The organism is Nocardioides turkmenicus (assembly GCF_011045035.1).
Lineage (GTDB): Bacteria > Actinomycetota > Actinomycetes > Propionibacteriales > Nocardioidaceae > Nocardioides > Nocardioides turkmenicus.
The window spans coordinates 49762-67257 of record NZ_JAALAA010000003.1; the positions used below are offsets into that span (position 1 = coordinate 49762).

A 17496-nucleotide genomic window follows, 5' to 3' on the forward strand; every position below is an offset into this window, starting at 1 on the left:
CTGGGAGACTGGCTGCGTGAGGATTCTGGTGACGGGTGGAGTGCGGTCGGGGAAATCCCGGCACGCCGAGTCGCTGCTCGCTGCCGCGCCGTCGGTCGCGTACGTCGCGCCGGGGCCGACGCTCGAGGAGGAGCCGGATCCGGACTGGGCCGCGCGGCTGGCCTCGCATCAGGCCCGGAGGCCGCAGCGGTGGCGTACGGTCGAGTCGCGGGACCTCGCCGGGGCGCTGGTCGAGGGGCTGGCGGCCGGTGACGCGGTGATGGTCGACTGCCTGGGCACGTGGCTCACCGGGGTCATGGACTCACGCGGGCTGTGGGAGGCCACCTCGGAGGAGGCGACCGCGGCGGTCTCGGCACTGGTCGACGATGCCGTCGAGGTGCTCGGCCGGCAGAGCGGCGACGTGGTGCTGGTGACCAACGAGGTCGGTCTCGGGGTCGTGCCCGCCCATCGCTCGGGACGGCTCTTCCGCGACCTCCTCGGGCTGGTCAACCAGCGGCTGGCCGAGGCCTGCGACGAGGTGCACCTCGTCATCGCGGGACGGGTGCTGAAGCTCTAGCCGGCGCTCAGCGTGACCAGGATCGTCGCCAGCGCGGCCTCGACAGCGGCGCCGAAGACGTCGCCGGTCACACCCCCGAACCGCTTGACCGCGCGGAGGACGATGGCACCCACGACCGCCCCGGCGAGGGCGACCGCGAGGGCTCCGCGCCACCATGGCAGGCCGGCCCAGGCGCCGGCGGCCGCGAGCGCGGCCGCACCGACGGTCCAGACGAGGACGGTGACAGCGGGCGGCAGGGTCTGGGTGAACGTACGCCCCAGTCCGTCCTCGCGGGCCGGCCTGATGCCGCGGGTGCAGCACAGCGCCAGGGCCGCGCGCGACGCGCAGACGGCGACCGTGGCGAGCACCGCCGAGGAGATGGCCGCGCCGTCCAGCAGCGAGGCGAGCGCCGCCACCTGGAGGCCGAGGACGAGGACGATCGCGGTGACACCGGCAGGGCCGGAGGTGCCCGTCTTCATGACCGCCAGCGAGCGCTCGCGGTCGTAGGAGGCGGCCATCCCGTCGACCGTGTCGGCGAGACCGTCGAGGTGGAACGCTCGGTTGCCGGCGACCACGGCGCCGATCGCGAGCAGGGCGGTGACCAGGTGCGGTAGCCCGGCGAGCTGTCCCAGGAGTGCGATAGCGCCGGCACCCAGCGCGAGCGGGAGCGCAGCCAGCGGCGCGACCGTCATCGCCACCGCGGCGCGGCGGCGGTCGACGCGCTCGGGCGGCGGCACGGGCAGCGCGGTCAGGGTGCCGACCGCGAGACGCCAGGCGTCCCGCACGAGCATCAGGCAGGGTCTCCCGGGGCGAGCTCGGAGAGCAGGGCGACGTCACGCAGGAGGGCGACAGCGCTGCGTACGACCGGGACCGCGGCGACCGCACCGGAACCCTCGCCGAGACGCAGGTCGAGGTCGAGCAGCGGCACCAGGCCGAGCTTCTCCAGCGCCATCGACTGGGCGGGCTCGGTGGAGCGGTGGCCGGCGGCGAACCACGCGGCCGCACCCGGCTCGATCCGGTCGGCGGTCAGCGCACAGGCGACGCTCATCAGACCGTCGAGCAGGACCGGGACGCCCTGACGGGCGGCCTCGAGGAGGTAGCCCGTGGTGGCGGCGAGGTCGGCGCTGCCGAGCGCGGCCAGGGTCTCGACCGGGTCGGCGGCGCGTACGCCGGCACGCGCGAGGGCCGCATCGATGACGTCGGTCTTGGTGCGCAGCGCGTCGTCGCCGATGCCGGTGCCGCGGCCGGTGACCTCACTCGCCGGCAGCCCGAGCCCGGCGGCCACCATCGCCGCCGCGGGCGTGGTGTTGCCGATGCCCATGTCACCGCTGATCAGCAGCTGCGCACCGGCCGCGATCTCCTCACGGGCCACCGCGGCGCCGGCCTCCAGCGCGGCACGGGTCTCCTCAGCGGTCAGCGCGTCCTCGAGGTGGATCGCGCCGCTCCCCCGCCGGATCTTGTGCGCGGTCAGCACCTCGCGGGTCGCCGCGTCGAGGTCCCCGAACTCCTCGTCGACACCGAGGTCGAGCACCCGGACCTGGACGCCGTGGGCCTTGGCGAGCGCGCTGACCCCGGCACGGCCGCCCAGGAACGTACGCACCATCGCGCCCGTGATCGCCGGCGGGAACGCCGAGACCCCGTGCTGCGCGACGCCGTGGTCGCCGGCGAAGATCACCAGACGTACGTCGTCGACCGGTCGCGGCGGCACCTCGCCCTGGCACGCCGCCACCCAGACCGCCAGCTCTCCCAGCCGGCCCAGGGCACCCGGCGGGGTCGCCAGGGCTCCGAGGCGCTCGGCGGCAGCGCGGCGTACGTCGTCGTTCGGGGTCTGGATCGTCACCAGCGCAAGGTACCCCACGTCATCCGAGGCCGCGGGAGACGCCCTGGGCGGCGACCTTCAGGGCGGAGACGAGGCGGAGGCGGTTGCGGCGCAGGTCGGAGACGACGATGCCCAGGGAGCCGACGACACCGGCCGAGGTGGTGATCGGGACCGCGACCGAGCAGGCGCCCAGGGTCATCTCCTCGGCGGTGGTCGCGTAGCCCTCGGTGATCACCCGGTCGAGCTGGCGGCGCAGCAGGCCGGGGGTCGTGATGGTGTGGCGGGTGAAGGGGCGGAGCGGGCCGGACAGCACCTGGGTGCGTACGTCCTCGGGCGCATGGGCCAGGAGCACCTTGCCGACGCCGGTGGAGTACATCGGCAGGCGGGAGCCGACCGAGGAGACGATGGGGACGTTGCGGGTGCCGCGGAGGGTGTCCAGGTAGAGCACGTGGTCGTCCTCGCGGACCGCGAGGTGGACCGTCTCCAGCGTCGCGCCGTAGAGGTCGTGGAGGAACGGCGCCGCGACCGAGCGCAGGTCGGTGGCGACCGGGGCGAGCAGGCCGGCGTCCCAGAGCCGGCGGCCGACGGCGTACGTCCCGTCCTCTTCCCGCACCAAGGCTCCCCACTCGACCAGCTCGGCGACCAGACGATGGGCGGTCGGGAGCGAGACGTCGGCACGGGCGGCCAGCTCGCTGAGCGTGAGCCGGCGGTGGGTCGCGTCGAAGGCGCCGATGAGGCCGAGGACGCGCGAGGCGACCGTGCGGCCACCGCTGCCACCTGCCATGCTCCGCACCTTTCGCTCAGCGGAAGTCAACGCTTTCATCGTACGCCTCGCTCTCCTAGCGTTCGGAACGTGACAGCGACCACCGAGACCCAAGCCGACCTCTCGGCCGAGATCGCGAAGATCGAGGCCGACGCCGAGGGCCAGACCCAAGAAGGTAAGCCCAGCCGTCAGCCGCTGCTGGACTACCCGCCCTACCGGTCCAGCATCCTGCGCCACCCCACCAAGGACCCGCGCCACGCCGACCCCGAGACGATCGAGCTCTGGGCCCCCTGCTTCGGCCACTCCGACGTCGACCCGCTCGAGGCCGACCTGACCATCGCCGGCAGCAACGAGCCGATCGGCGAGCGGATCACGGTCAGCGGCCGGGTCCTCGACGGCGAGGGTCGCCCGGTGCGCAACCAGCTGGTCGAGATCTGGCAGGCCAACTCGGCCGGCCGCTACGTCCACAAGCGCGAGCAGCACCCGGCGCCGCTCGACCCCAACTTCACCGGCGTCGGCCGCTGCATCACCGACGCGGAGGGGCGCTACCGGTTCCAGACGATCAAGCCCGGCCCCTACCCGTGGGGCAACCACATCAACGCCTGGCGTCCCGCGCACATCCACTTCTCGCTCTTCGGGCGCGCGTTCACGCAGCGGCTGATCACGCAGATGTACTTCCCCAGCGACCCGCTCTTCGCGCTCGACCCGATCTACCAGTCGATCACGTCGCAGAAGGACCGGGACGCGTTGGTGGCGAGGTACGACCACGACCTCTCCGTCCCCGAGTACTCGATGGGCTACAGCTGGGACATCGTCGTGACCGGCCCGAGCCGCACCTGGACCGAGCCCGAGGAGGGGGACCTGTGAGCACCATCCCCACCCAGATTGCCTCGGGCTCCGCTTCGGCCACTCCCGGCCAGACGATCGGCCCGTTCTTCGGCTACGCGCTCCCCTACGAGGGCGACGCCGACCTGGTCCCGCCGGGCAGCCCCGGCTCGATCCGGCTGCACGGCTGGGTCTACGACGGCGCCGGAAACCCGATCCCCGACGCGCTGCTCGAGATCTGGCAGACCGACGCCGACGGCAACGTCCCGCAGGCCGAGGGCTCGCTGCACCGCGACGGCTGGACCTTCACCGGCTGGGGCCGTGCCGGCACCGACCTGCACGGTCACTACAGCTTCTCGACGGTGCTCCCGGGCGCCGCCGGCGAGGGCCGGGTGCCGTTCTTCGCCCTGACCGTCTTCGCCCGCGGTCTGCTCGACAAACTGCAGACCCGGATCTACCTGCCCGAACACCCCGCGAACGCCGGTGACCCCCTGCTGGTATCGCTCTCCGAGGACGAGCGTGCGACGCTGGTGGCGACTGCGGACGCAACCGGGTTGCGGTTCGACATCCACCTCCAGGGCGACCGCGAGACCACCTTTCTCAACTACGGCTGAGGAGTCGAATGTCGCTGCTGTGGCCAGGCGAGGAGCGCGCCGGGGACCTCTTCTCCGAGGCGGCCTTTCTCGCTGCGATGGTGCGGGTCGAGGAGGCCTGGCTGGCCGCGATCGTGTCCTCGGGGATCGCCCCCGAGGAAGCGCGTACGCCGCTGGCCGGCCTGGTCTCCGAGGATGATGTCCCGGGGCTTGCCGAGGGCGCGGAGGGCGGGGGCAACCCGGTCATCGGCCTCGTCAAGGTCCTGCGCGGCCGGCTGGACGGCGAGCCCGCGCGGTGGCTCCACAAGGGCCTGACCAGCCAAGACGTGGTCGACACCGCGCTCGTGCTCTGCCTGCGCGATGTGCTCGAACGGGTCGAGGAGGAGCTCGCTTCCCAGGCTGTCTCGCTGGTCGGCCTCGCCCGCGACCACCGTGCCACGGTGATGTCCGGCCGCACCCTGACCCAGCACGCGGTGCCGATCACGTTCGGCCTCAAGGCCGCGACCTGGCTCGGCGGCCTGACCGATGCCACCGAGCCGCTGCGTCGGGCGCGGACGTCGCTGCCCGCCCAGATCGGCGGCGCGGCCGGCACCCTGGCGGCCGTCGTCGGGCTGGCCCGGCTCCGTGGTGTCGCCGACCCGGTCGGCGCCGCGCGGACCGCGGCAGAGACCACCGCGACCACCCTCGGACTGGCCCCGCGGGCCCCGTGGCACACCTCCCGCGGCCCGCTGACCACGGCCGGGGACGCGCTGGTCGCCGCGGCCGATGTCTGGGGCCGGATCGCCACCGACATCACCCTCCTCACCCGTCCCGAGATCGGCGAGCTGGTCGAGCCCGCCGGCGAGGGGCGCGGCGGCTCCTCGACGATGCCGCACAAGTCCAACCCGGTGCTGTCGGTGCTCGTCCGCCGCCACGCGCTCGCCGCTCCCCCGCTGGCCGCGACGCTCCACACCGCCGCGGCGAGCTACGTCGACGAGCGGCCCGACGGCGCCTGGCACGCCGAGTGGGAGACCCTCGCCACGCTGGCCCGGCGCAGCGTCGTGGCCGCCTCGCAGACCACCGAGCTGCTCGCCGGGCTCCGCGTCGACGCGGCCCGGATGCGCGCCACCGCCGAGGCTGCGGGTGCGGACCTGCTGGCCGAGCAGCGGTCGCTGACCGGTTTCGTGGGGGGCGACGTACTCACCGGGACCGATGCCGCGAGCGGTCTCGACGACTATCTCGGCGCCACCGACGCCCTCATCGACTCCGCCGTCGCCCGCGCCCACGAAACCTGGAAGGACCTCTCATGACGCCGAGGATCACCGCTGTCGAGCTGGCCGGAGACCCGAGCAAGCCGATCCTGGTCGTCGGCCCCTCCCTGGGCACCTCGGTCACCGCGCTGTGGACCGCCACCGCCGAGCTGCTCGCGGACAGGTTCCACGTCATCGGCTGGGAGCTCCCGGGCCACGGCCACGGCACTCCCACCACCGACGCGTTCTCGATGGCCGACCTCGCCGCCGGCGTGCTCGCCTGCGCCGACCGGGTCCTCAACGACCGCGGTGAGCGCCAGGGCACCTTCGCCTACGCCGGCGACTCGGTCGGCGGCGCCGTCGGCCTCCAGCTCCTGCTCGACGCGCCCACCAGGGTGAGCGCTGCCGTGCTCACCAACACCGGCGCCAAGATCGGAGAGCCCGCCGGCTGGAACGACCGCGCCACGACCGTACGCGCCGCCGGCACCGCCTCCCAGATCGCCGGCTCCACCCAGCGCTGGTTCTCCCCCGGCTTCCTCGAGCGCCAGCCCGAGCGGGGCGGCGCGCTGCTCCACTCGCTGCGCGACGCCGACGCGGAGAGCTACGCGCTGGTGTGCGATGCGCTGGCGGCGTACGACGTCCGCGGGCGGCTCGCCGAGATCACCGCGCCGGTGCTGGCCATCGCCGGCGTCGACGACGCCCCGACCCCACCGGCCTCGCTCGAGGAGATCGCCGTCGGGGTGCGCAACGGGCAGCTCGTCACGCTCGACGCCGTCGGCCACCTCGCCCCCGCCGAGGCGCCGCACGCCGTCTCGAGCCTGATCACCTCGCACGTGACGGCGTCGGACCCGGCGTACGCGGCGGGGATGAACGTACGCCGCCAGGTGCTCGGCGACGCCCACGTCGACCGGGCCACGGCCGCGATCACCGACATCAACCGCGACTACCAGGACCTGATCACCCGCTACGCCTGGGGCACCATCTGGACCCGCCCCGGTCTGGCCCGCCGGGACCGTTCGATCGGCGTGCTCACCGCCCTGGTCGCGGGGCGCCACTTCGAGGAGCTCGAGTTCCATCTGCGCGCTGCGCTCACCAACGGGCTGACCCGCGAGGAGATCATCGAGGTGCTCCTGCAGACCTCGATCTACGTCGGCGTACCCGCCGCCAACACCGCGTTCGCCGTCGCCAACCGGGTCCTGAACGAGGGCGCCTGAAACGAGTGAGCCCGACCGGCCGATCCCGGTCGGGCCACATCCTTCACCGATCCGACCGCCCCGTTCGCCGCGCCAGCACGACCGCCGCCAGGACCGTCCACACCATCGACCCGACCCGGCCGAGCGGCAGGAACAGGTTGGCGTAGTAGACGGCGAGCGAGATCACCGAGAGCATCGACAGGGTGCCGACGACGTACCCGAGGATCGCGGTGCCCTTCCCCACCGCACCGATGCGGAGGAGCCGGCGCGAGGCCACGAAGGCGACGAAGCCGAGCGTGGCGACGTTGAGCACGCCGCCTGCGTAGAAGCTCGCCATGCGCAGCATCGACAGGTTGTCGGCGGAGAGGTCGGCGGCGAACAGCGCCGACACCAGGGTGATCGCCGAGGAGATCAGCATCGCGGCCACCGAGACACCGGCGACGACGCCCAGGGTCCGGTTGCCGGTCATCGGCACCACCACGCGGGCGAAGGCCGCGAATCCGAGGACGGAGACGGCCTGCAGGACCGCCCCGGAGACCGCGGCGAGCGGGCTGGCGACCAGGAACGCCTTGACCTCCTCGCCGGGATCGGTCGGCAGCGGGATGTCGCCGGTGGCGAACAGGCCCGCCACCGGGCTGACCGCCAGATAGGCGACCAGGAAGACGGCGGCTCCTGCGAGCGCCCAGGCGGAGCCGGACGCGGTTCTGTCTGCCTGTGCAGACGTGATCGACGTGGACATTCTCGAGTCTCCTCGTTTGCTGGGATGGGATGACTCGAGACTTCCGCTGCCGCGCCGCCCCGGCGTCCGGCCTGCCGCGTCATCGACCTACGCAGTTCCACGTACGTCCGCGCGTCGCTTGCCCCCGGTCAGGGCCCGCGTCAGGCTGTGTCCGATGTCGTCCACCGCAACCGTCGTCGGCGCCGGCCCCAACGGCCTGGCGGCGGCGGTCGTGCTCGCCCGTCACGGGGTGGAGGTCACCGTCCTCGAGGCCGCGGAGACCGTCGGCGGCGGCACCCGCACCGCCGAGCTGACCCTCCCCGGACTGCACCACGACATCTGCTCGGCGATCCACCCGCTCGGGGTGGCCTCGCCGCTCTTCCGCGAGCTGGGGCTGGAGAGGTACGGCCTGACCTGGCGCTTTCCCGAGATCGAGCTCGCCCATCCACTCGATGAGGGCGAGGCCGCGCTGCTGCACCGTTCGGTCGAGTCGACGGCCGCGGGGCTGGGCGCCGACCGGCGACGTTGGGAGCAGGTGTTCGGCCCTGTCGTACGTGACTTCGACTCGATCACCGACCAGATCCTCGCTCCGCTGCTGCGCCTGCCGAGGAGGCCGTTTCGGATGGCCGGCTTCGGGCTCCGGGCCGCCCCGCCGGCCACCGTGCTCGCGCGGGCGTTCCGGGAGGAGAAGGCGAGGGCGCTCTTCGCCGGCTGCGCCGCGCACGCGTTCCAGCCGCTCGACCGGCCCGGCACCTCGGCGGTGGGCACGATGCTCGTGGTCAGCGGGCACCGGCACGGGTGGCCGGTCGCCGAGGGCGGCTCCCACGCGATCACGCTCGCCATGGCGAGGCTCCTCGAAGAGCTGGGCGGCACCGTCGTCACGGGCGTCACGGTCCGCACCCGAGCCGACCTGCCCGCGGCGGACGTCACCCTCTTCGACACCAGCCCCGGCGGTTTCGCCGACATCGTCGGGGATGCTCTGCCGCAGCGGCCACGACGGGCCATGCGGCGGTGGCGGCACGGGCCCGCGGCGTACAAGGTCGATCTGGCCGTCCGCGGCCCGATCCCCTGGCGTGACCCGGCGGTCGGTCGCGCCGGGACCGTCCACCTCGGCGGGACGATCGCGGAGGTGGCGGCGAGCGAGCAGGAGATCGCGGTCGGCCGGATGCCGGAGCGCCCGTTCGTGCTGCTGGGCCAGCAGTACGTCGCCGACCCGTCGCGCTCTGCCGACGGTCTCAACCCGGTGTGGGCCTACGCCCAGGTCCCGCACGCCTACGAGGGCGACGCGACCGACGCGGTCCTGGCCCAGATCGAGCGCTTCGCGCCCGGCTTCCGCTCGCATGTCGTCGCCACCCACGTCACCACGCCGGCGGACTATGCGGCGTACAACCTCAACTACGTCGGTGGCGACATCTCCACCGGCGCCAACACCCTGCGCCAGCTCATCGTCCGCCCCACCCTCGCCGCCTACGACACCGGCATCCCGGGGATGTTCCTCTGCTCCGCCGCCACCCCGCCCGGCGCCGGCGTCCACGGCATGTGCGGTTACCACGCCGCCCACCGCGCCCTGCGCCACCTCGGCCGGGGCTAAACCAGGTGCCGGCGGCGTACGTCCTGGCTAACGTCTCGACCATGCCACAAGCCCATCTGCACACCGAGCGCCTCGAGCTGGTCCCGCTGAGCGAGGAGCACCTGCCGTTCCTCGTCGACCTCAACTCGGATCCGGAGGTGCTGCGCTACCTGTTCATCCGCGCCCTCACCCCGGAGGAGACCGAAGAGCGGATGCACCGCTGGATCCAGGCCGCGAGGGAGACCGAGGCGCAGGGCAAGTGGATCGGGTACGCAGCGGGTGAGGCGATCGGGCTCTACATGCTCGAGCCGCCCGACGCCCCGCCGCGGACCGACGCCGCCGAGCTCGGCTACCGGCTCCCCAAGCGCCACTGGCGCAAGGGGTTCGCGAAGGAGGGGTCGCTCGAACTGCTCCGGCACGCCTTCGAGGACCTCGGCTTCGACCGCGTGATCGCGCAGACGATGGCCGTCAACGAGCCCTCCCGGGCCACCATGGTGTCCGTCGGGATGAGCTTCGTCCGCGCCTTCCACCAGGACTTCGAGGAGCCGCTCCTCGGACATGCCGAGGGCGAGGTCGAGTACGAGATCACCCGCGAGGCCTGGCTCCGGCAGCGCGCGGGGTAGGCTGCGAGCACGCTCGTGGCGCAGGAACCCGGTGAGAGTCCGGGGCGGTTCCGCCACTGTGACGTCCGTGCCGCTGTCGGGCACGGACACAGCCAGACACTGGCCGCGGGCGATCCGACCGATCGACGGGGCGAGAACCCCTAGGAGGACCCCGGCATGGCCGACCCTGCACGCGTACGCATCGCTCTTCTGTCCACCTCGGACACCGACCTGCTCTCGGCCCGTGCCAGCGGAGCCGACTACGCCTGGGCGAACCCCTCGCGGTCGACCGACCTCGACGCGGTGGTCGCCGACGCCGACCTGGTGGTGTTCCGGCTGCTCGGCTCCCCCACCGACCTGTGGGACGGCCTGAGCGCGGTCAAGGAGCGCGGCACCCCGGTCGTGGTCCTCGGCGGCGAGCAGCAGCCGAGCGCCGAGCTGATGGAGCACTCCACCGTCCCGATGGGCGTCGCCGCCGAGGCACACCGCTACCTCGCCGAGGGCGGGCCGGCCAACCTCGCCCAGCTGCACGCGTTCCTCTCCGACACCGTCCTGCTGACCGGGTTCGGGTTCGAGCCGCCGGCCACGGTGCCGGCCTGGGGGTTCGCGGAGCGGCCCGCGCCTGCCGATGACACCCTTCCCCGCATCGGGGTGCTCTACTACCGCGCCCACGAGACCAGCGGCAACACCGCGTTCGCGCACGCGCTGGCCGATGCCATCGACGCGACGGGTTCGGCCACCGGCGTACCCGTCTTCGCGGGGTCGCTGCGCTCCGCGCCCGACGACCTCTACGAGGCGCTCGGCAGCCTCGACGCACTCATCGTGACCGTGCTCGCGGCCGGCGGCTCGGTGCCGGCGTCCGCCTCCGCCGGCGGCGAGGACGAGGCCTGGGACGTGGAGCGGATGGCGGCGCTGGACATCCCGGTGCTCCAGGGCCTCTGCCTGACCTCGTCCCGTGCGGAGTGGGAGGCGTCCGACGACGGCGTCACGCCGCTCGACTCGGCCTCGCAGATCGCGATCCCGGAGTTCGACGGACGGATCATCACCGCGCCGTTCTCGTTCAAGGAGCTCGACGAGCAGGGTCTCCCCCACTACGTCGCCGACCCCGAGCGGGCCGCACGCGTCGCCCGGATCGCGGTCAACCACGCCCGCCTGCGCCACACGCCCAACGCCGAGAAGCGCCTCGCGCTGGTGCTCTCCGCCTACCCCACCAAGCACGCCCGTATCGGCAACGCGGTCGGCCTGGACACCCCGGTATCCGCGATCCGGATGCTGCGCCGGCTCCGCGAGGAGGGCTATGACCTCGGCCACGACAACGAGGTCGTACGCATCCTCGACTCTGTTGGTCTCGACACGCCTCCGCCTAGCGGCTCCGGCGGCTCGACCAGCGAAGCGTCGGTCGAGCCCGCGAGCGGTGTCGAGACCAACACATCAGTCTCCGAGCGCGAGACCGCGGCCGGCGACGCGCTGATCCACGCGCTGATCGCCGCGGGCGGCCAGGACGAGGAGTGGCTGACCAACGCGCAGCTCACCGACGCGCACGTCCGGATCTCGAAAGCGTCCTACGACGAGTGGACCAAGGATCTCCCTGCTGACCTGCGCGAGCAGATGGTCGAGACCTGGGGGGAGTCGCCGGGCGGTCTGTTCGTCAACGACGACGGCGAGCTCGTGCTGGCCACGCTCCAGGCCGGCAACATCGTCATCCTGATCCAGCCGCCGCGCGGCTTCGGCGAGAACCCGGTCGCGATCTACCACGACCCCGACCTGCCGCCGTCGCACCACTACATCGGCGCCTACCGGTGGCTGGAGAACGGGTTCAAGGCCGACGCGGTCGTCCACCTCGGCAAGCACGGCTCGATGGAGTGGCTGCCGGGCAAGAACGCCGCGCTGTCGGCGTCCTGCGGCCCGGACGCCGCGATCGGCAACATGCCGCTGATCTACCCGTTCCTGGTCAACGACCCCGGCGAGGGCGCTCAGGCGAAGCGCCGCGCGCACGCCACGATCGTCGATCACCTGGTGCCGCCGATGGCCCGCGCGGAGTCCTACGGCGACATCGCGCGGCTGGAGTCGCTGATGGAGGAGTACGACCGGATCTCCTCCATGGACCCGGCCAAGCTGCCCGCCATCCGTGGCGAGATCTGGCAGCTGATGAAGGCCGCCGAGCTCCATCGCGACCTCGGCATGGAGGAGCGTCCCGAGGACGACGAGTTCGACGACTTCATGCTCCACATCGACGGCTGGCTCTGCGAGATCAAGGACGCCCAGATCCGCGACGGCCTGCACGTGCTCGGCGGCGCCCCTGAGGGCGAGGCACGGATCAACCTGGTCCTCTCGATCCTGCGCGCTGCGCAGGTGTGGGGTGGCGTCGGCGGCGCCGTGCCCGGTCTGCGGGCGGCGCTCGGTCTCAAGGAGGGCGCCGACACCCGGGCCGTCGACGAGATCGAGACGCAGGCGCGCGACCTGGTGCAGCGGATGGACGCTGCCGGCTGGGACCCGGCCGTCGCCGAGACCCTCCACGACGACCCGGCGGTGCGGCAGGTGCTCGTCTTCGCGGCCGAGCAGGTGGTGCCGCGGCTGGCGAGGACCACCGACGAGCTGTCCGCCGTCCTGCACGCCCTGGACGGTGGCTTCGTCCCCGCGGGACCGTCGGGTTCGCCGCTGCGGGGGCTCGTCAACGTACTGCCGACCGGGCGCAACTTCTACACCGTCGACCCGCGCGCGGTGCCCTCGCGGCTGGCGTGGCAGACCGGGCAGGCGATGGCCGACTCGCTGCTGCAACGCTACCTGGACGAGACCGGCGACTACCCGACGAGCGTCGGGCTCTCGGTGTGGGGCACGAGCGCGATGCGTACGTCCGGCGACGACGTCGCCGAGGTGCTCGCACTGCTCGGCGTACGTCCCGAGTGGGACGAGGCGTCCCGCCGGATCACCCACCTCGACGTCATCCCGCTGGAGGAGCTGGGAAGGCCGCGCATCGACGTGACCGTACGCATCTCCGGGTTCTTCCGCGACGCGTTCCCGCACGTCGTCTCGATGCTCGACGACGCCGTCCGGCTGGTGGCCGACCTCGACGAGCCCGCCGAGAAGAACTTCGTCCGCGCGCACACCCTCGAGGACCTGGCCGAGCACGGTGACCAGCGCCGCGCGACGTCGCGGATCTTCGGCTCCAAGCCGGGGTCGTACGGTGCCGGGATCCTGCAGGTGATCGAGGCCGGCAACTGGCGCTCCGACCAGGATCTGGCCGACGTGTACGCAGCCTGGGGCGGCTTCGCCTACGGCCGCGACCTCGACGGCGCCCCGGCAGCCGACGACATGCGCGCCAACTACCGCCGGATCAAGGTCGCCGCGAAGAACGTCGACTCGGCCGAGCACGACATCGCCGACTCCGACGACTACTTCCAGTACCACGGCGGCATGGTCGCGACCGTCCGCGCGCTGACGGGCTCGGACCCCAAGGCGTACGTCGGCGACTCCACCTCCCCCGACGCCATCAAGACCCGGACGCTGCAGGAGGAGACCAACCGTGTCTTCCGCGCCCGGGTGGTCAACCCGCGCTGGATCTCGGCGATGCAGCGCCACGGCTACAAGGGCGCCTTCGAGCTGGCCGCGACCGTCGACTACCTCTTCGGCTTCGACGCGACCGCCGGTGTGGTGCAGGACTGGATGTACGAGAAGCTCGCCCGCGAGTACGTCCTGGACGAGACCAACCAGGAGTTCATGCGATCCTCGAACCCGTGGGCGCTGCGCGGCATCGTCGAGCGGCTCCACGAGGCGGCCGAGCGAGGGCTGTGGGAGGAGCCGGACCCCGAGCTCGTCGCGCAGATGCAGGAGATCTACCTCGACATCGAAGGTGAGCTGGAAGAGGAATGACCCGACGGATCAAGATCATCGGCGTCGGCCCCGGCGATCCCCACCAGGTCACCCTGGAGGCCGTCGCCGCTATGCGGTCGGTCGACTACTTCCTGGTCACCGACAAGTCGGGCACGGCCAAGGGCGGGATGCCGGATCCGCTGGTCCGGGCGCGCGAGGAGCTGCTCGACCGTCATCTGTCCACGCCCGCGCGCGTGGTGAAGGTCGCCGATGCTCCTCGCGAGCGGCGCGAGGAGTTCACCGGGACCGACGAGGACTACCGGGCGGCCGTCCGGGAGTGGCACCGCGCCCGGGTCGAGCGCTACCTCGCCGTGCTCGCCGAGCACCCCGGTGACGTCGGCTTCCTGGTCTGGGGCGATCCGGCCTTCTACGACTCCACGATCCGGGTCGTCGACCAGATCGCCGAGGAGCTCGACATCGAGGTCGACGTCATCCCCGGGATCTCCTCGGTGCAGCTGCTCGCCGCCCGCCACCGCTTGGTGCTCCACGACGTCGGGCGCCCGCTCTACGTCACCACCGGCCGCGCGGTGCTCGAGGCCGTCGAGGCCGGCCACGACAACCTCGTGGTGATGCTCAACCGCGTCGTCGACCTCCCCGGGCTCGAGGACTGGCGGATCTGGTGGGGCGGCAACCTCGGCACGCGCGAGGAGGAGCTGGTCGCGGGCACCGTCGGCGAGGTGCTTCCGGCCATCGACGAGGCGCGCGCACGATTGCGGGCATCGGCCGGCTGGGTGATGGACATCTACCTCCTGCGAGCACCCCGCCGATGAGCGGGCTGCTGGTCGCCGGCACCACCTCCGATGCCGGGAAGTCGGTCGTGACGACCGGGCTGTGCCGGGCGTTCGCCCGCCGCGGCGTGAAGGTGGCGCCCTACAAGGCCCAGAACATGTCCAACAACTCGATGGTCTGCGCCGGTCCGGACGGCACGACGGCCGAGATCGGCAGGGCGCAGTGGGTCCAGGCGCTGGCCGCCCGGGTCACCCCGGAGCCGGCGATGAACCCGGTGCTGCTCAAGCCCGGCTCCGACCGCCGCAGCCACGTGGTGCTGATGGGGCATCCCGCCGGCGAGGTGTCCTCGCACGACTGGGAGGCGGGGCGCCGGCACCTGGCGACCGCTGCCCATGCTGCATACGACGATCTCGCCTCGCGCTTCGACGTGATCGTCGCCGAGGGCGCGGGCAGCCCGGCGGAGATCAACCTGCGGGCCGGCGACTACGTCAACATGGGGCTGGCCCGGCATGCGGGCCTGCCGACGATCGTCGTCGGCGACATCGACCGCGGCGGGGTGTTCGCGGCGATGTACGGCACCTTGGCGCTGCTCGAGCCCGAGGACCAGGCCCTGATCAGCGGCTTTGTCATCAACAAGTTCCGCGGCGACGCCGGGCTGCTTGCTCCTGGGCTGGAGTCCCTGGAGTCGCTCACCGATCGCCGCGTCTTCGGTGTGCTCCCCTGGGAGCCGTCGTTGTGGCTCGACTCCGAGGACGCGCTCGACCTGGAGGGCCGGCGCTCCGCGGCCGGGGCCACCCGCAAGGTCGCGGTCGTACGCCTCCCCCGCATCTCCAACTTCACCGACGTCGACGCGCTCGGCCTGGAGCCGGACCTCGACGTCGTCTTCGCCTCCTCGCCCGCCGACATCGCCGACGCCGACCTGGTCGTCCTGCCCGGCACCCGGTCCACGATCAGCGACCTCGCCTGGCTCCGCTCGCGCGGACTCGACGCGGCCCTCATCGAGCACGTACGCCGCGGCCGCCCGCTCCTCGGGATCTGTGGCGGCTTCCAGATGCTCGGCGGCGTGATCGCCGACCCCGACGGGGTCGAGGGGTCGGTCGCCGAGGTCGACGGGCTGGGCCTGCTGGACGTACGCACCGACTTCGCGCCCGCCAAGAACCTCCGCCTGCCCACCGGGTCGGCCCTCGGGGTCGAGGCGAGCGGCTACGAGATCCACCACGGCCGGATCACCCGCGGCGACGGCGTCACCGAGTTCCTGGGTGGCGCGCGGTCCGGCCAGGTCTTCGGGACGATGTGGCACGGGTCCTTGGAGGGCGACGCTCTCCGCGGCGCGTTCCTCGCAGCGACACTGGATCGCGAACCCTCCGCCGTCTCGTTCCCGGCCGCCCGCGAGCGCCGCCTGGACCTGATCGGCGACCTCGTCGAGGAGCACCTCGACGTCGACGCGCTGCTCGACCTCGCCGTCTCCCCCGTCGGTCGAGCCGACGCACCCGTCGGTCGAGCCGACGCACCCGTCGGTCGAGCCGACGTCGTGAGGGACGAACGACGTCGTGTCGAGACCAACACAGTCCCCTCGAGGTCGACAGAGGACTGTGTTGGTCTCGACACGCCTCCGCCTAGCGGCTCCGGCGGCTCGACCAGCGGCGGGATCCGATGAGGCTGCTGATCCTGGGCGGGACCGGGGAGGCGCGGGACCTGGCGGCGCGGCTGCTCGAAGCGGGGGTGGACGTCACCTCGTCGCTGGCGGGTCGGGTGGCTCGGCCCCGGCTGCCGGTCGGCGCGGTGCGGATCGGCGGGTTCGGAGGGGTCGAGGGCTTGAGGGGGGCTCTCGACCACTTCGACGCCGTCGTCGACGCGACCCATCCGTTCGCACGTGGCATCTCGGCCAACGCGGCCACGGCCTGCGCGCAGACCGGACATCCGCTGCTCCGCCTGGAACGGCCGGGCTGGCCCGCGGACCCGTCCTGGGCTTACGTCGACACCCACGACCAGGCCGCGGCGCTCGCCGCCGACCTCGGGAGGCGGCCGTTCATCACGGTCGGGCGCCAGGAGCTCGCGCGGTTCGTCCCGGCGCTCGCCGGCCATCAGGCGCTCGCCCGCGTGGTCGACCGGCCCGACCTCGACCTGCCCGAACCCTGGACGCTACTGACCAGCCGTGGCCCCTACGAGATCGAGGGCGAGCTCGCGCTGATGCGCGAGCACGGGACCGACGTGCTCATCACCAAGGACTCCGGCGGCACCTTCACCTGGCCGAAGATGGCGGCGGCGGCCGAGCTCGGGGTGCCGGTGGTGGTCGTACGCCGCCCGCCCGGCACCGAGGGCGTCCGCACGGTCAACGACGTCGCCGAGGCGGTCGCCTGGGTCCGGAGCCTCGGATGAGGGTGGTCGTCGGGATGTCGGTGACCGACGTCGACCGGCGCCAGGACCTGCTCGCCTGGGCCGATGAGCTCGACGCGAGCCTCGCGTTCCTGCAGATGGGCGGCCCGTCGCTCTCCGCCGAGCTGACCCGGATCGCCGACACCGGCGCCGAGACGATCACCTTGGTCGGGGTCAGCCTCGGCCCGCTCGCCCCGGGCCACTCCTGGCTGCGCCGGATCGCGGCCCACTGGTGGCGCGAACGCTCCGGCGACCGCCCCGAGATCCAGGTGGCGCCCCGGCTGGCGACGACGCGCGACGAGCTCGTCGAGGCGCTGACCGAGACCAGGCCGGTCACCGGCACCGAACCCGGGCTCACCTCGCCCGCCTGGGAGCGGGTCCCCGGCCACGTACGTCAGGTGCTGATCTGCCGCGGCCCGCGCTGCACCGCGAAGGGCTCGGAGGAGACCGCCAGGGCGGTGATCCTGGGGGCGATGGAGGCCGGTCTCGGCGACGACGACCTGCTGATCACCCACACCGGCTGCCAGTTCCCGTGCAACCAGGCGCCCGTGCTCAGCGTGCAGCCCGACGACGTCTGGTACGGCAACGTGGAAGCGGCCGCCGCCCGGGCGATCGTGCGTGATCACCTGGACGGCGGCCGTCCGGTGGAGGCCTACCGCCTCCCCCGCTAGCCC

The 17496-nt window shown here is 72.8% G+C and carries 16 protein-coding genes and 1 riboswitch; of the genes, 12 read left to right on the forward strand and 4 right to left on the reverse strand.

From position 1 onward, the window contains the following. Positions 1-16: 16 nt before the first annotated feature. Complete coding sequence (gene cobU / locus G5C66_RS04140; RefSeq protein WP_165109703.1) at positions 17-556, forward strand: bifunctional adenosylcobinamide kinase/adenosylcobinamide-phosphate guanylyltransferase; 540 nt, start codon at positions 17-19, stop codon at positions 554-556. On the opposite strand, the gene cobS is transcribed toward cobU, so the two are convergent. From cobS to G5C66_RS04155, 3 genes are read right to left on the reverse strand one after another with little or no spacing between them, the layout of a single operon-like run. Beyond that, positions 553-1326: an adenosylcobinamide-GDP ribazoletransferase gene (gene cobS / locus G5C66_RS04145; protein ID WP_165109704.1), complete on the reverse strand. Its 774-nt coding sequence runs from the start codon at positions 1324-1326 to the stop codon at positions 553-555. The two genes, cobU and cobS, sit on opposite strands and share 4 nt — an antisense overlap. After that, complete coding sequence (gene cobT, locus G5C66_RS04150; RefSeq protein ID WP_338144060.1) at positions 1326-2375, reverse strand: nicotinate-nucleotide--dimethylbenzimidazole phosphoribosyltransferase; 1050 nt, start codon at positions 2373-2375, stop codon at positions 1326-1328. Before cobT ends, cobS begins: the two co-directional genes overlap by 1 nt. A 19-nt stretch (positions 2376-2394) precedes the next feature. Then, positions 2395-3138, reverse strand: a complete 744-nt coding sequence (locus tag G5C66_RS04155) for an IclR family transcriptional regulator (protein WP_165109705.1) — start codon at positions 3136-3138, stop codon at positions 2395-2397. 69 nt (positions 3139-3207) lie between these two features. Between G5C66_RS04155 and pcaH the strand changes: the two genes are divergently transcribed. From pcaH to pcaDC, 4 genes are read left to right on the forward strand one after another with little or no spacing between them, the layout of a single operon-like run. Next, positions 3208-3984 carry a protocatechuate 3,4-dioxygenase subunit beta gene (pcaH, locus tag G5C66_RS04160; protein ID WP_165109706.1) on the forward strand — a complete coding sequence of 259 codons (777 nt, stop codon included), beginning with the start codon at positions 3208-3210 and terminating at the stop codon, positions 3982-3984. Then, positions 3981-4556, forward strand: a complete 576-nt coding sequence (gene pcaG, locus G5C66_RS04165) for a protocatechuate 3,4-dioxygenase subunit alpha (RefSeq protein WP_338144061.1) — start codon at positions 3981-3983, stop codon at positions 4554-4556. The genes pcaH and pcaG overlap by 4 nt, the downstream gene beginning before the upstream one ends. An 8-nt stretch (positions 4557-4564) precedes the next feature. Then, positions 4565-5824, forward strand: coding sequence for a lyase family protein (locus tag G5C66_RS04170; protein ID WP_165109707.1), 1260 nt, complete (start codon positions 4565-4567; stop codon positions 5822-5824). Next, a complete protein-coding gene (gene pcaDC / locus G5C66_RS04175) occupies positions 5821-6978 on the forward strand; it encodes a bifunctional 3-oxoadipate enol-lactonase/4-carboxymuconolactone decarboxylase PcaDC (RefSeq protein WP_165109708.1) in 1158 nt (385 codons plus the stop codon). The genes G5C66_RS04170 and pcaDC overlap by 4 nt, the downstream gene beginning before the upstream one ends. A 43-nt stretch (positions 6979-7021) precedes the next feature. On the opposite strand, the gene G5C66_RS04180 is transcribed toward pcaDC, so the two are convergent. Further along, a complete protein-coding gene (locus G5C66_RS04180) occupies positions 7022-7696 on the reverse strand; it encodes a hypothetical protein (protein WP_165109709.1) in 675 nt (224 codons plus the stop codon). 154 nt (positions 7697-7850) lie between these two features. On the opposite strand from G5C66_RS04180, the gene G5C66_RS04185 reads away from it, so the two are divergent. From G5C66_RS04185 to G5C66_RS04215, 7 genes are all read left to right on the forward strand, one after another. Further along, positions 7851-9266 (forward strand): phytoene desaturase family protein, encoded by a 1416-nt coding sequence (locus G5C66_RS04185; protein ID WP_165109710.1) that lies wholly within the window; start codon positions 7851-7853, stop codon positions 9264-9266. Between the two features lie 41 nt (positions 9267-9307). Then, the gene (locus tag G5C66_RS04190) at positions 9308-9868 is read left to right on the forward strand and encodes a GNAT family N-acetyltransferase (RefSeq protein WP_165109711.1); all 561 of its coding nucleotides are present in this window, start codon (positions 9308-9310) and stop codon (positions 9866-9868) included. Further along, positions 9864-9973: riboswitch (cobalamin riboswitch) on the forward strand. It overlaps the preceding gene by 5 nt. 51 nt (positions 9974-10024) lie before the next feature. After that, positions 10025-13717 carry a cobaltochelatase subunit CobN gene (gene cobN, locus G5C66_RS04195; protein ID WP_165109712.1) on the forward strand — a complete coding sequence of 1231 codons (3693 nt, stop codon included), beginning with the start codon at positions 10025-10027 and terminating at the stop codon, positions 13715-13717. Next, a complete protein-coding gene (gene cobF / locus G5C66_RS04200; RefSeq protein ID WP_165109713.1) occupies positions 13714-14487 on the forward strand; it encodes a precorrin-6A synthase (deacetylating) in 774 nt (257 codons plus the stop codon). The genes cobN and cobF overlap by 4 nt, the downstream gene beginning before the upstream one ends. Beyond that, positions 14484-16103: a cobyric acid synthase gene (locus G5C66_RS04205; RefSeq protein ID WP_165109714.1), complete on the forward strand. Its 1620-nt coding sequence runs from the start codon at positions 14484-14486 to the stop codon at positions 16101-16103. Before cobF ends, G5C66_RS04205 begins: the two co-directional genes overlap by 4 nt. Then, positions 16100-16825, forward strand: coding sequence for a cobalt-precorrin-6A reductase (locus tag G5C66_RS04210; protein ID WP_165109715.1), 726 nt, complete (start codon positions 16100-16102; stop codon positions 16823-16825). Before G5C66_RS04205 ends, G5C66_RS04210 begins: the two co-directional genes overlap by 4 nt. Then, complete coding sequence (locus G5C66_RS04215; protein ID WP_165109716.1) at positions 16822-17493, forward strand: (2Fe-2S) ferredoxin domain-containing protein; 672 nt, start codon at positions 16822-16824, stop codon at positions 17491-17493. The genes G5C66_RS04210 and G5C66_RS04215 overlap by 4 nt, the downstream gene beginning before the upstream one ends. The last annotated feature ends 3 nt before the right edge of the window (positions 17494-17496 follow it).